Genomic DNA, 15190 nt, shown 5'->3' on the forward strand with positions numbered 1-15190 from the left:
ACTTTATTATTCTGGTTCAGACACAAGTTCAGTATCAGTTTGTCCAAATGCTACTTCTCTATATTGAATATTTTGTGAATCCTCAATATCTTCCTGATCATTATCACTACTAATGTTGTTATTTTTTGGGCTATGATATTCTTTAGCTACATCAATGCATTCTTGAATAAATATCTTATATGCGTTTTCTACTTCTTCTTTAATATTTTTATCCTTATATTTATCTTTCTCTATAGAGTGTTGAGATACCCAATCTAGTAACTGATTAAAATATCTTTCTCTTTTTATGAAATCTACTATATAGTCAACGTCCTTCTCTGTAAAATATTCTATTGGTATATTATAAAATGGCAATATGATACTATATATTCGTGATGCTCTTAGTTCTAATCCTATACGCCTATCATCTATATCTAAATATCTATCTGTTACTAATACTCTATAATTATCACCACTAATAGATTTTATGGGAGATATTTTAACTCTTTTACTCAAACTTAATAATTTACTAATATAATCAGATTTATTTTCTTGTCGCATAAATCCTAGTGTTTCACACCTATTATTCCTACATAGATGCACTATAATCTCTTCATACCACAAGTTTTCCGTTTCCGGTTGTCTTAATAACATTTTATTTATAAAATTATTATCTATATAAGTATTCATGTGATCATGATACATATACCTATCATTCATTACAAATATATACTTGATATCGCTATACTTATATTTTTTAATAACTTCTTCTAATATCTCATTATTTTCTACATTGCTGTAACATATTATATTTTCTAGATTTTGTAAATCATAATATGAGATACCATCAGAATCGACTAGTTTATTATTATCTAGTATTTTAGGATAGCCCATAATTATTTTCTTCGCTACTTCATCATTTTTAAATATTAGGTTCTTATTTGTGTGCAAATTGTATAGTGTTAAAAAAACTGCGAATTCATCATTATCTAACACTTCAACCTTGTCTATTGAATCGATCTCCTTAATATTATTACCTATTATATTGAATGCCTTTACTATTAGTTCCTCTATCCTGACCTCGATTGATCTCTTTTTAGACCGATCTATATTATTTCTAGATGCATCTAGTATATTTTTAGCTTCTCCTTTGTATATATTAATACTTGGCTCCAAATAATTATAATTCGCCAAAAAATCATCATCACATTCGATTCCCTTAAACATGATATTAGCATCACTAAAATTATTTTTATCTATATTTAAATTTAATATTATACCTTCCTTTTTATCTCTAATTTCTATGTTGAAGATATTTTTATTATCTTGAACTAGTTTAGCATTTTCATCTATTACATATGTTTCATACTTTAAATTTTTATATTCTATTCCTGATCTATTTTTGATAATCTCATCATTTGCAATATATTTATTCTTATTTATATATATATCTAATGCATCTATATTCTTTATAATATGCTTAGTATACTTTTCTATATCATATAATAGTGTATGTTCTACTTGTTCTCTTCTTCTTTCATCAAAAATATCTAATTCCTCATCATAATTATCAAAATCAAATTTCTCAAACTTTTTATATCCAACTATACTACTTATTATGCAATCACTTATTTGTTTTCTTCCTTTAATTTTTACTGTTATCTTACTTCCAATAACATTTTTCTCTTCATCTTTTTTTACCGTTATATATCCATTATTTCTTCTTGATACAAAAGTCAGCTCATACCCTCTATCATCTTCCGATTTCGTATTAATGACAATCTGATCTGTTGCTAAAAATACAGAATGTAAACCAATACCAAAATTACCTGTTGGTCTTAAAAATTCTGGCATATCATTTATAAACTTGCTCAGCTTACGATCTTGATTCCAACTACCACCTACATTCTCCATTCTTTTCAAATCAGAAATGCTTATCCCACAACCTCTATCTTCGATAATAAAACTAATTTCTTCATTTTCTACATCATAACTTAAACTTATATGGATCGGGTAATATGTCTTAATTTTTTGAGGAAGATCATTTGGGAACTCAAAATCATGCTTTTTCTTTATCTCTTCTAATCTACTCTCTGGAATTCCCAATAAAGCATCACTCATTCCATCATATTTTCCATTTTTTATATCTTTCCACATTTGTATCTTAGTTGCATCCATTGCATTTTGTATTAGTTCTCTTATAAATATAAGTTTATCAGAATATATTCCTTGACCTTCAATTAATTCAAATGCTCTTTTCTGATTTATATTAAATTGTAAGTCTAATTGTTCATTAATATTTTCTGAACCTTCTATACTCAAATTAATATTTCCTAAGCTCGGTGGCCCACCTTTAAATCCTTTGGGAACAATATCTGACCATCTACTACTTAAGTTTTTAACTTCTTCCTTAAGCCAATCAAACCAAGCTCTAGTTTCTCTGTATACTTCTGTGTCTTTGCATATTGCAGACACTTGAATTTTCTCTGGAGATACTAAAAATAAAGTAATAGACCTGTGCTTATCTTTATGGATTTTAGATGAATTGGGGAATAATGCAACTTTTTCAAAGGTATCATTAAATCTTCCATCATCTAAATCTAATAAATCTCCTAATCTCAATAAACATGATATAAATCTAGGATGAATTGTATCTGTTCCTATACCATTATCAATATGCTCTAATTCATCAAATGCATCTTCAAAATTTACACCATGAGATACTGCAATTTTTTGGAGTAGTACAATTAGTCTCTTAGGTATTAGTTTATTATAATTTGAATGTAGGCCTATGTTCCCACCTTGACTTATGAAATTAGAGCTTCGAACATTATGTTTACTTCTATAATATTCAGAGTTTATGATAGTTACATAATCTCTTACTTTTATTGCCCAATCGTTTTCTTGTAATCCTTCTTTATTTTCCTGTAGTTCTAATAAATATGTAGCTGCTTGTATTACATCTCTATCATAACTATTTTCTTTTAGTTCATTCAAAAATATCTTAAACGATGGCTCTTTCCATTCTTTTAACAACTCTTCCTGTGCAATGACCATTCCTATATCATGTAAATATGCACTTTCTAAAATTAAAAATGTATCAGTTGGACTAAGTGATTTTATACGTTCTTCCCCTAATAACATTTCAATTTTATTTATTATACTCAATGAATGACTTTCGTCGTGCATACTATAATGTGGAAAATTATAATAAATTGCAGCTAGAGCTCTAGAATGTGCTTCTTTATCTAGTGTCCAAACTGCATATAGGTTTTTATATTTTTCATTATTGCTACATGTATTCTTAAGGTGCTCAGATAGAGAATACTCACTCCACTGACTATCATTATATCTTTCAATCATCCCTGCTCTCCTCAATTTGTTATTTTATAACAATAATTATATATTAATTTACTTTATACATGAATACTACTGTTTATTTTAATTTAATTCTTACTCTTTATATTTCGAACTATTACCTATCATTCTTGTATAAATGTATATTTTTTTAACTTATCTATGTGTTCTATCTCGCTACTTTAATACTATATCTTTCTTCATCTCAATATTGCTTCTCTAATATCCATTTATCCCTACTGTAATATATTTTACTTAAATACATACCTGCACTTAGGATAAGAGCTACATCCTAAAAACTCACCGTACTTCCCCTCTCTTTTAACAAGATCACTCTTACATCTAGGACACACCTTACCATTCTCCTCAATAGTCTCCTTCACACTCTTAACATGAGCCACAGCATCCTGCCTAATACTTCTCATACTATCTAAAAGCATATTCCAACACTCTTTAACCTCTTCATCCCCTAATAACACTTCCTCATAAGAAACAATAGTATCATACAATTCATGCTCATTAATAACCCTAATCCCATCACCACTAACATCTATCTTCCTCAGCTCAGCCCTGTCACCAAATACAATAATAGAATACATCTTATCCTCATTACCAAACACATCAACCAAAGCTTTAATATGCCCTTTGTTTTGCAACACAGGATTATAAAAGGAATTCCTACTACCTCCCATTACCTGAGTCCAATTTCTATCTTTCTCACTACCATAAATACTTCCACTAAAATTTTTATTCTCAATAGCAAAAATACCATACCTAGATATCACCAAATGATCTATCTGTGAAGTCTTATCCCTATACGGAATAATAATATTGTTAATTACCTTATAACGTTCTCTATCAAGCCTATGTAGCCTCATTTCCTGTCTTAGCTCACCCATAGACCCTTTTATCTCTACCCTAGTTTCCTTACTCATACTTTCCTTCTCTTTTTTGAACAACATACCTGCTAACTTTCCTAACATAATCTCTCCCCTAAATGCATCTATTATTTCTTCTACCTACTTACATAATAATATATTTTTATATTTAAGTCATACATATATATTAACTCTAGTAATTTACAATTTCACACACCAAAAAGAGCCATCCACCACAATCATAAATTGCACGTGAACAGCTCCTACATAAAATGTTACTCAGCTATACTTACTGGGTAAACACTAACTTTTTTTCTCTTCTTATCTTTTCTCTCAAATTTAACAGTACCGTCAACTAATGCGAATAAAGTGTCATCTCCACCTATTCCAACATTAGTACCTGGATGTATCTTAGTTCCTCTTTGTCTAACTATTATACTTCCTGCAGTAACTAATTGTCCGTCATATCTCTTTACACCTAATCTCTTAGCTATAGAATCTCTACCATTCTTAGAAGATCCTACTCCTTTTTTAGATGCAAGTAACTGTAAGTTCATTTTTAACATATAAAGTTCCCCTCTATCTTTTATTATTCTTATTTATTCGGGTATTCCCGTTTTAATTTCTTTTCTAACTAGTCGTTAATATTAAGCGTTTATCTTTTCGATAACTATCTTAGTATATGGTTGACGATGTCCTTGCTTTCTTCTGTAGTCTTTCTTAGCTTTGTACTTGAAAACTATTATCTTCTTAGCTTTACCTTGTTCAACAACTTTAGCTACAACAGAAGCACCTTCAACTACTGGAGATCCTACTACTAATTCTCCATCTTTAGTGCAAGCTAATACTTCATTTAAAGTAACAACTTCACCTTCATTAACTTCTAATTTTTCAACAAATAAAACGTCTCCTTCAGAAACTTTATATTGCTTTGAACCAGTCTTTACTATTGCGTACATTACATAATCCTCCTCGGTATTAAACTCGCCTATAAGGTACTTCACTTAGGAAGATTTACAACCTTTTTTGTGCGGTCTTGCATTTACTAATATATAATTTTTTTAGCATTTTGTCAAATCTTAATGAAAACAATATAAAAAAATTCGCTTCGCTCATGTCGCCAACGACTCCGTCCGTTGCTCAAAAGCTTTTTTACTTAAAATTGGTGTATTGGTATCACTTGCTTACATGAGTTTTTCACAGATTTTGAACTATCATAAATTCCTTATACGTAAAAAAGTAGGAGCTGTGCTCCTCCACTTCTGACTCACAATTTTTAACTACTATTCATCAAGTTTATCCTCTAACTTGGAGTTTAGATAGTTTACATTTTTACCTTTTGCTTTTGCATACTCTATTTCAGATTTAGTGGACGTTCCAATATATCCACCTACATTGATTACAAATATTTCATCTGCCATATCAATTTTTCTCTTATGCATATCATCTAGCATTTCTTTTGTATCATCACTCCAAACCTCATTATCACCACTATGACCAAACAATCCTACCGAAATAACAATATTCCCTTGTAAAGTAAGTTCTTTTTGTGCTTTTATAAATTCATCTTTGAATTTTGTACTTCCGCATAACGTAATTACTTTATATTTTTCTACCATGCACTATCCCTCCTAAATTCAAATTTATCTATATGTTATCAGAAGTGTTATTACTTCGTATTATAAAACCCTTGTTATTAAAAAATTCGCTTCGCTTGAGCGACTACGTCTGAGAATCACCTCATCCCTCCAACGACTTCGTCCGTTGCTCAAAAAAAGAGCCTCTCTTAAAAGAGATAGCTCTTCGTATTATTATTTATACTTCTTCAGTAGCTAATACCTCTTCAGCTACTTCTTCTGCTTTATTATAGTGCTCATACCAAATATTAATTATTTGTGATGTTTTAAGTGATTCTAATTTTTGTCTAGTCACCGGATGTCTATAAACATTCACACTATGTAATTCTTTTATTAATTTACTTTTCATCTAAAAATTCCCCCTGTATGTTAAAATTAATTAGATGTTTACCATAAAATGTCTAATTCCCTTAAGCATATTGTATCACATTTCTTCTAGCATCGTAATATTAAAGCTCATTTTTATCATATCCCTAAATTTATATCTACCAAGATGCTATCTGCCCGTCACATCTTGACTCTGTTGCACAGGCATAAGTACCTTGAGAAGTTTTAAAAATAATCTCCCCTCTACCCATAAAGCTTGAATCACTTACTATCTTTACATCGTGTCCCCTATCTCTTAATTCTCTAGTTATATTTTCATCCATTTCCGCTTCTACTTCTACAGTTTTACCTCCAACCCACTGCCATCTAGGTGCATCTAATGCTTCTTGAGGATTCAACCCAAAGTCAATAATATTTGTTAGTACTTGAATATGCCCCTGTGGTTGCATATAACCACCCATAACTCCAAAAGGTCCTATTGCAGAATTTTCCTTACATAAAAATCCAGGTATAATTGTGTTATAAGGTCTTTTAAATGGTTCAAGTACATTATGATGATTAGTATCTAAGCTAAAAGATTTACCTCGATTATTAAAAGTTATTCCTGTTCCAGGAATAACAACTCCTGATCCAAATCCCATATAATTACTCTGTATATACGAAACCATATTTCCCTTACTATCTGCAGTGGCTAAATACACAGTTCCACCACAAGATGGATTTCCTTTCTGAGGATTCATAGCCTTATATTTTATTGATTCACTTCTCTTTTTTGCATACTCGTCATTTAATAACGCCTCTACCTTTACATTCATACAACTTATGTCTGTCACATAACTTTGAGCATCTATGAATGATAATTTTAAGCTTTCAATTATCTTATGAAAATTTTCACTTGTATCTCTTTCTGAGTCTAATTTGAACTCTTTTAATATATTCAATGCCATTAATACAGTTATTCCATGTCCATTAGGAGGCATTTCATATACAGTATAACCTTTATATTCTGTACTTATTGGTTCTATCCACTCTGGTTGAAATTTTTCTAAATCTGATTTTCTTAAATATCCACCGTACTCTATAAAAAAATCTTCTATTTTGTCTGCTAAATTTCCTTTATAAAAACTATCTCCATCAGTACCTGCTATTTCTTCCAATGTTTTAGCTAAATCTATATTATAAAATATATCTCCTGGCTGAGGTACTTTATCATTTTTAGCAAATGTTTCAAACCAGAATTTAAGTTCCTCATGAATTATTTCTTTTTTATAAATATTGTATCCTCTCTCCCACAACTTTGAAACATTTGGCGAAACTGCAAATCCTCCTCTTGCATAATTTATAGCCGGCGTTAAACACTCTAATAGACTTAGAGTTCCATACTTTTTATTCAATTCTACCCATGCTGCAGGCACACCTGGTACTGTTACTGACTTCAATCCGTAGGTTGGTATTGAATCTAATCCCCAATATTCTTCTATTTTCATTTTTTCTGGAGCAAATCCACTTGAATTAAGACCATAAAGTTTCTTCTCTTCCTCTATCCAAACAATAGCAAATGCGTCCCCCCCAATACCATTTCCTGTAGGCTCAACAACCGTTAGTGCCGCTGCTGTTGCAATTGCAGCATCTACTGCATTCCCACCCATTTTTAGTGTGTCTAGCCCAGCTTGAGCTGCTGCAGGTGTTGAAGTCGCAACAGCACCATTTTTTGCATAAACAATATTTCTTGTAGAATTATATTTGTGACTCTGGCTATTAAATATCAAAATCTACTTTCCTCCATCTATGACTTTATTATCATCTATTTCTATTTCGTTTAAATTTTCTTTTTTACTGTAAACAAATAAGATTAAAGCTGCTACTATCACTAAACCTGAACCAATTATACTTAAATAATCAGGTAATTCCCTAAATACTATAAATCCTAATATTCCTGAGAATACTATACTCGAAAAATTGTATATACTTACTTCAGATGCTTTTGCATACCTATAAGATAGTGTTAACATTATCTGACCAATTCCTGCAAATATTCCAATACAAAGAAGCATTATCATTTCTTTGCTATTTGGTATTACAAATTCAAACATCATAAATGGAATACATAATAAACAAGATAATACCGAAAAATGTAGTACTATAGTCATAGAATTTTCCCTATCTCTGATATAACTTATAAGGGTATATGCTCCTCCGGCTGCAACAGCTGATAATAATCCAATTATTGCTGGTAAAACACTAGAATTTAGCTGAGGTTTTACAACAAGTATTGCGCCTATAAATGCCACTAGTAAACATGGTACTTGAACTTTATTTAATTTTTCTTTTAAGAAGATACAAGAAAAAATTGTTACGAAAAAAGGTGAGCTTTTATGTAGAATTGTTGCGTCTGTAACTATCATATTATTTGTAGCATAAAAATACATTACTACCCCTAAAAATCCTAAAATTGATCTCCCTATAAGAAGATGTTGATTTTCTATACTTCCAAAGTATTTAACTTTTGCTTTTCTCACAAAATATAATGCAATAAATATAGTTATAAAGTTTCTAAAAAATACTTGTTGCATAACTGGTATTTTACCAGCGGTTAGCTTTACAAAAATTTGCATTATACATAAAGAAAATGCAGATAGCAGCATATAAACTACTGCTATCTGTCTTTTATTTTTTAAATTCATCAATGTTTCCCCTCTCTCAACCAGCCAATAGCACTTTGGGCATATATGGCGGTTCCAATATAAAAACTATCTTCATTAAATACCGCCCTAGTTGAATGTTGTCCATTTTCATACCCATTGTACTTATCTTTACCTACTCCTAAAAATAAAAATGTACTTTTTACTTCGTCACTTATATGTGCAAAGTCTTCTGAACCCATTTTTACTACTGGAGTATTATCTATCATTTCACTAGGTAAAATCTCTTTTATAAAACCCAAAATTTCATCTGTGAATTGTTCATCACAATGAACCGGTGGAGTTCCGCTTACTACATTTACAGTTGCTTTTGCTCTAAAAGTTTCAGCTGTTAAAGAGCATACCTCTTTTAATCGTTTTAGTAAAAATTCTCTTACTTCTGAGTTGTATGTCCTTAAACTACCTTTTAATACAGCTTTTTCTGGGAAAATATTAAAAGCATCTCCTGCATTAAATGAACAAATTGTTAATATTCCAGTCTCAGATGGTATACATTCTCTAGCTAACAATGTTTGCAGTGATATGTTTATATGTGAAGCTACATTTATTACATCAATACATTCATGAGGTCTCGCTCCGTGACCACTTTTTCCTTCTACTAATATTTCAAATGAATCTGATGAACAAAATGCACATCCTCTTCCATACATTACTTTCCCTAATGGTGATTTAGCATCTACATGAAGAGCTATAGCTCTATCTACAGTAGGATTTTCTAAGATTTTATTTTTAACCATATCCTTTGCACCATTTCCGCCCTCTTCGTCTGGTTGAAATAAAATTTTTACTTGCCCTTCTAATTTATCTTCATTTTCTTTTAATATTTTACAAGCTCCTAATAACATAGCTGAGTGTGTGTCGTGTCCACACATATGAGAGTAATTTGTAATAGATTTAAAATCCAATTCATTTTCTTCTACTAATGGTAGTGCATCCATATCTGCTCTTAATAAAATTACTTTTCCTTCTTTTTTTCCTATTAAAACAGATATACCACAAGTACCTATATCTATTGGCTCTAATCCCATATCCAAAAGTTTTTCTTTTATAAATCTACATGTGTTTTCTAATTCATTTCTTATTTCTGCATGTTTATGAATATATCTTCTATTTTCAATAATCTCAGCCTCTAATTCCTTAGCTCTTCTTAATATTCCACTCATATTAGCAACACTCCTTAGAAGATAACATTATATCTATAATAGCATTATCTACTTTATCCATTCCAAATTTACTTAGTGATCCTAGATTTTTTATTGATTCTTCAGCGCTATTTGTAACTATTCCATTATCCTTATCTACTGTGTACCCACCTTTTGCAAGCATAGCAGATTGTACTCCTGATGATGCTGCCGTAGCTAATTTTAACGCACATCCAGCTTTAGCTCCATCGCATACTACTCCAGTTTGATTAGCAAGAATATTTTTTATTGTTCCTTGTATTGCATCAGTATTTCCATCCATTAGCCACCCTATTGCACAAGATGAACCTGTTGCTGCTGCTATTGAACATCCACAAAGAGAAGATAGTCTACCTATATAATTTTTAATGTATGCTGTTATAATATGGCTTATTGCTAAGGCTTTTGCTAATTTTTCATCACTAACTTCATTCATTTGAGAATATGCTGCTATAGGTAAAATAGCTGTTATACCATGGTTTCCGCTTCCGTTTGAACTCATTACTGGTATTGGAAGACCTGACATTCTTGCATCAGATGCAGCTGCTGTAAGTACTAATGCTAAGTTTGGTAGGTCTTTTGATATTATTCCTTCATCTAATTTTTCTTTCATAGCATAACCTACACCAATTCCAAGCTTGTTTTTTAATCCAAGCTCAGCAGCTTTCATATTGATATCCAAACCATCTAACATAAATTTAATTTCATCTAATTCAAATTTTTCTATTTCTTCTATAATATTTTTTATTGGAAGACTAAATATCTCTTCATCTATTATCATTGAACTGGTATTATTAGCTTGATTTTTTTCTAATATAACTTCTTTATTATTTAGTTTAATGCTAGTTATGTTATCATGCTGGTCTTCTATAATAGATTTTGCTACATTATTTTTTGTCTTTACTATACTCTCAACATATATTCTTTTAGGGCTATCTTTAAATAAGTTTATTTTTACTTTGTTAGCTCTTAATAATTCTTTTGCATAATTAACGCTACTTTCATTTAATTCACTTAATATTGTAAGTTTCTTACTAGGATCTTTTATAGCCGCACCTAAAGATGCCGCTACATCTAATCCAACTTCATCAATATTTGGTATTCCTACAAACATACCATTTTTATAAATATTTGGACTTAGATTTACTTCTACATATTCTATTTCTTCATTTAATTTATTTGCAGCCGCTGCAACACCCAAAGCTATTGCAACAGGTTCTGTACATCCTACAGCAAGTTTTACATCATTGGTTAATATATTTAATATAGTTTCTTTTAATCTCATAAAGTATCTTCCCCCTGTATTGTTTGCTTTTTATGAATTAAAAGAAGCTGGTATAAAATATTTATATCAGCTTCTTAGCATTAATTTAATAAATATTTTAGAATGGCCCTAAGTTTATTACTGTAGCTATTGTTACTAAAACACCACCTATTACTGCATTTGTAGCAATTATCTTCCATATAAACTTAACAAATGTTGGATATTCAACTTTGGCAAGCACACATGCACCTATAGTTGTCGCTGACATTGGTAGTAATAAATTTGTTATTCCATCTCCATACTGGAAGGCCGTTACAACTGTTTGTTGAGTAAGACCTAATACTTCTCCTAATGGAGACATTATCGGTATTGTTGTTAACGCTTGCCCAGAACCTGAAATAATAAAGAAGTTTAATACAAATTGGAAAACATACATGAATAATGCACTTACTACTTTTGGTAATCCTACTAGTAAACCTGAGAAAGTATATACTATTGTATCTATTATATTACCATCCGCTAATACTACACTTATTCCTTTTGCAAATCCTACAACTAATGCTCCCATAACCATTGTTTTTGCACCATTAACAAATTCTGAAGCGATTTTATTTGGTGAATATCCAGCTACTATACCAACAGCTATTGTTAACATTATAAATATACCTGGTGCTTGTGTTTTAAAATCTAATTTTTGAGTTATAGCTCCGTATACAATTATTCCCATTCCTATAAAGAATGTAATTAATATCATTATTTTTCTTTTATCTAACTCTGGTAATTCTACACCACCATCTCTTTGTGCTTCTCTTTCTACATCATATATCAGACTTTGAGTTGGATCTTTCTTAATTTTCATTGCATATTTTATTGTCCAGAATGTAACACTTGAGTATAATAATACAAACCCTAAAACTCTAAACCACATTGCAGAGAACATCGGAAGTCCTGTTATACCATGAGCCACCCCTACTGTAAATGGGTTCATAATCCCGCTTGTTAAACCTACATTACCTGCAGCAACAATAATTGCAATACCTACAAGAGCATCAAATCCTAATGACCTTGCTATAAGAATGCCAATAGGCACAAATGCCAAATATGATTCCATATTTCCTATAAATGATGGTAATAAAGCAAATGCAAATATAATAAAAGGTATAGCCATTATATTTTTATCTTTTGCCCCACCTAGTATCTTATTGAAGAATGCTTGGATTGCACCAGTATTTTCTATAGTCTTAAATGTTCCACCTATAATTAAAACTAAAAATGCTATCCATGCTGTTTCTTGCATACCTCTTGGAATAGATGTAAATATACTCATAATTCCTGCTGGTGTTGATTCTATCCTTGTGTATGAATCAGGATCAACTAATACTCTTCCCGTTGTAGGATCTTCGACTCTTACATATTCACCTGCAGGTATCAAATATGTAAGAATTGCAGCAAATATAATTATTCCAAATATAATTACTAACGTATGAGGAAATTCTCTTTTTTTCTTTACTCTTTCTTTGGTAGTAATTGTTTGTGAACTCATAAATAATCCCCCTCTATTATTTATAGATTTTCTACTTTATTGTTTTCTATTATACTTATATGTTTTTATACAAACACCTTCATTTTTCTTAATTTTCATACAAATATAACCATATAATCTTTATTGCAGATGTGATTTTTGTAATTTGTTGCTTATATATATTAACTTAATTATCCTATACTAATCTCTACTTCATCTAAAACCATTCTAATTGCTCTTAAATTTGTTTCTGATGTTTTTGGATCTGCAACGCATCCTGGACCTACCATAATTCCTATGCCATTAGTTTCTTCTAGTGCCTCTATAACATGTTCTTTTATCTCTTCCTCTGTACTATTTGCCATTATACTGTCATATTGTAATACTCCATCTACAAAATACGGTACTTCTCTAATTCCACCTAAGAAACATTTATTAGTAAGTCTTCTTGCTTCTTTCAAGCTAGGCTTAGTGTGTCTATCATGCCAGTTTAAGCAATTACAAGGATAATCTTTAATTATATCAAACATTATATTATCACCATGTATGTGAACAACATTAAAATACGTTTCATTTACATATGAATTCATTACTTTCAAATCATATTTTTCTCCAAATTCTCTAAATATATCTTCTTCCATTACATCAAAACTTGCACATTGAGTTGCAAAGAAGAATCCGCTAACTCCTATTTCTATATTTCTTTTTATAAAATCTATAGTGGTATCTGTTATGTTTTGAAGTGCTTGATGAACTAGGTCTGGTCTTTCTTTTAGATCTGTAAATAGTCTATCTCCAGCTAATTTTTTAGCTGTGGTAAGTGGACTAAATATAGTCTGTATAAATGGCGTTTCATCCTTAACTAATTTTGATACTTCTTTAGCTAACTGCAATTGTTTTCCCCAGTTGCCGTGAATTCCAGATAATCTTTTTATATTTGTCCAATCTTCTATGTCTTTTATAGCTGTATCTGCTACAATAGGTTCTTTATATTTGTCACAATAAATTTTTAACTTTGCTCCCCAATCTTGTATAGAATATGTTCCGAAAGGCATTAATTTTATAAAGTCATAATCATATTTTTCATTAAATTCCACTTGTGTTTCTGCTAATGTTTTTGGGTCTTGATCTACCTCTGAGAAATGCATCCATGCACTTACTGGTGCTCTATCTACTTCCTTCAACTCTAGAGCTGCTTTTACTCTTTCTACTCTATTCATTTCCAATCCCCCTTGTATCCTTGTTAGGTTGTATTTACAACTTTAAGTTAATAGTATTGAATTGTTGTAAAGTTGTCAACACAAGTTGATGTAAAAAATATCTTTTATTTATAATTACTTTATTATGTATACTACCATTGTCTATATTAGTAAAAAAACAGTATTATTTTGTCAAAAATGTATCCACTTATTTTTTTTATGATATAATTATTTTAACAAATCATGAATATTAAGGGGCGTTGTTGTATGGATGACTTTACACCAAAATATATACATATACAACAGTATATATTGGATTTAATTGAAAATGGGGAACTTAAACCTGGAGATAAGATTCCTTCAGAGAATGTCTTATCTCAACAATTTAACGTAAGCAGAGTAACTTCAAATAGAGCAATAAGGGAACTTTATACTCTAGGAGTTGTTGAAAGGGTTCAAGGGAAAGGTACATATGTTATAGAAAAATCAAATAATAGTGAGTATTCTTCTTTTATGTTTTCAAATAATATACATGCACATATATCTAAGGATCATTTAGGTCAAAAGGAGCATGAGATAAATAAAATAGAGATTATTAAGCCTGATGATGATATTCAGGAGCTTCTTTCGTTAAATTCTTCAGATATGGTATATAAAATTACTAGAACGGTCAATAAAGATAATTGTGTTGTTTCTATAGACTATAGCTATGTGCCTGTTTCTTTATTAAGTGCTCAATGTGATTTCCAAAAACTTGAAAATACTTATTTACATGTATTTTTACAAGAAAATATGTCAAGCACACAAGCTGTTCATCTAGGTGTATACGTTAAATCTAGATTTCCAAATAAGTTTGAGTCAAAATTACTAAGAGTTGATACCAACACACCAGTTTTAGTCTGGGACACACGTATATGTAATGGAAATAAGAATGTAATTGCTTTAACTACAAGCGTTGCAAGATCTGAAAATTATAGACCGTTTATTAATTTTACACTTGATTAATCAAATTTTAAATCTGTATAGATAATTTAATAATTAATTATTAAATGCGAATTTGGTAGATGGTATGAATCTCATATGAATCAATTATAAAGCTTACTCTTTCATACAATTTATTAACTTAAAAAGACTATGCTTTTAA

The 15190-nt window shown here is 30.3% G+C and carries 13 protein-coding genes; 1 reads left to right on the top strand and 12 read right to left on the bottom strand.

From position 1 onward, the window contains the following. Window positions 1-6 precede the first annotated feature (6 nt). The 12 genes from ACI48P_RS00875 to ACI48P_RS00930 all read right to left on the bottom strand — a co-directional run bounded on the left by ACI48P_RS00875 (window position 7) and on the right by ACI48P_RS00930 (window position 14067). Window positions 7-3342, bottom strand: a complete 3336-nt coding sequence (locus tag ACI48P_RS00875; protein ID WP_475212530.1) for an HD domain-containing protein — start codon at window positions 3340-3342, stop codon at window positions 7-9. A 245-nt stretch (window positions 3343-3587) separates the two neighbouring features. After that, entirely contained in the window at window positions 3588-4319 is a 732-nt protein-coding gene (locus ACI48P_RS00880) for an NERD domain-containing protein (RefSeq protein ID WP_475212532.1), read from the bottom strand. Window positions 4320-4489: 170 nt separating this feature from the next. Then, window positions 4490-4780, bottom strand: coding sequence for a 50S ribosomal protein L27 (rpmA, locus tag ACI48P_RS00885; protein ID WP_475212533.1), 291 nt, complete (start codon window positions 4778-4780; stop codon window positions 4490-4492). Between the two features lie 81 nt (window positions 4781-4861). Further along, a complete protein-coding gene (gene rplU, locus ACI48P_RS00890; protein WP_475212535.1) occupies window positions 4862-5173 on the bottom strand; it encodes a 50S ribosomal protein L21 in 312 nt (103 codons plus the stop codon). Window positions 5174-5497: 324 nt separating this feature from the next. Next, window positions 5498-5833, bottom strand: a complete 336-nt coding sequence (locus ACI48P_RS00895) for a hypothetical protein (RefSeq protein ID WP_475212537.1) — start codon at window positions 5831-5833, stop codon at window positions 5498-5500. Between the two features lie 196 nt (window positions 5834-6029). Further along, window positions 6030-6200, bottom strand: coding sequence for a hypothetical protein (locus ACI48P_RS00900; RefSeq protein ID WP_475212539.1), 171 nt, complete (start codon window positions 6198-6200; stop codon window positions 6030-6032). A 136-nt stretch (window positions 6201-6336) separates the two neighbouring features. Beyond that, on the bottom strand, window positions 6337-7947 hold the full coding sequence (ggt, locus tag ACI48P_RS00905) for a gamma-glutamyltransferase (protein ID WP_475212541.1): 1611 nt from the start codon (window positions 7945-7947) through the stop codon (window positions 6337-6339). Between the two features lie 3 nt (window positions 7948-7950). After that, window positions 7951-8862 (bottom strand): DMT family transporter, encoded by a 912-nt coding sequence (locus ACI48P_RS00910; RefSeq protein ID WP_475212542.1) that lies wholly within the window; start codon window positions 8860-8862, stop codon window positions 7951-7953. Then, entirely contained in the window at window positions 8862-10043 is a 1182-nt protein-coding gene (locus tag ACI48P_RS00915) for a M20 metallopeptidase family protein (protein WP_475212544.1), read from the bottom strand. The genes ACI48P_RS00910 and ACI48P_RS00915 overlap by 1 nt, the downstream gene beginning before the upstream one ends. 1 nt (window position 10044) lies before the next feature. After that, window positions 10045-11346 carry an L-cysteine desulfidase family protein gene (locus ACI48P_RS00920; RefSeq protein ID WP_475212546.1) on the bottom strand — a complete coding sequence of 434 codons (1302 nt, stop codon included), beginning with the start codon at window positions 11344-11346 and terminating at the stop codon, window positions 10045-10047. Between the two features lie 97 nt (window positions 11347-11443). Beyond that, window positions 11444-12868, bottom strand: coding sequence for a YfcC family protein (locus ACI48P_RS00925; RefSeq protein WP_475212548.1), 1425 nt, complete (start codon window positions 12866-12868; stop codon window positions 11444-11446). Between the two features lie 170 nt (window positions 12869-13038). Next, window positions 13039-14067, bottom strand: coding sequence for a uroporphyrinogen decarboxylase family protein (locus ACI48P_RS00930; RefSeq protein WP_475212549.1), 1029 nt, complete (start codon window positions 14065-14067; stop codon window positions 13039-13041). A gap of 246 nt (window positions 14068-14313) precedes the next feature. Here ACI48P_RS00930 and ACI48P_RS00935 point away from each other — a divergent pair, with 246 nt between their 5' ends. Beyond that, window positions 14314-15051: a GntR family transcriptional regulator gene (locus ACI48P_RS00935; protein WP_475212551.1), complete on the top strand. Its 738-nt coding sequence runs from the start codon at window positions 14314-14316 to the stop codon at window positions 15049-15051. Window positions 15052-15190 lie beyond the last annotated feature (139 nt).

The organism is Romboutsia sp. LXY-2 (assembly GCF_056171995.1).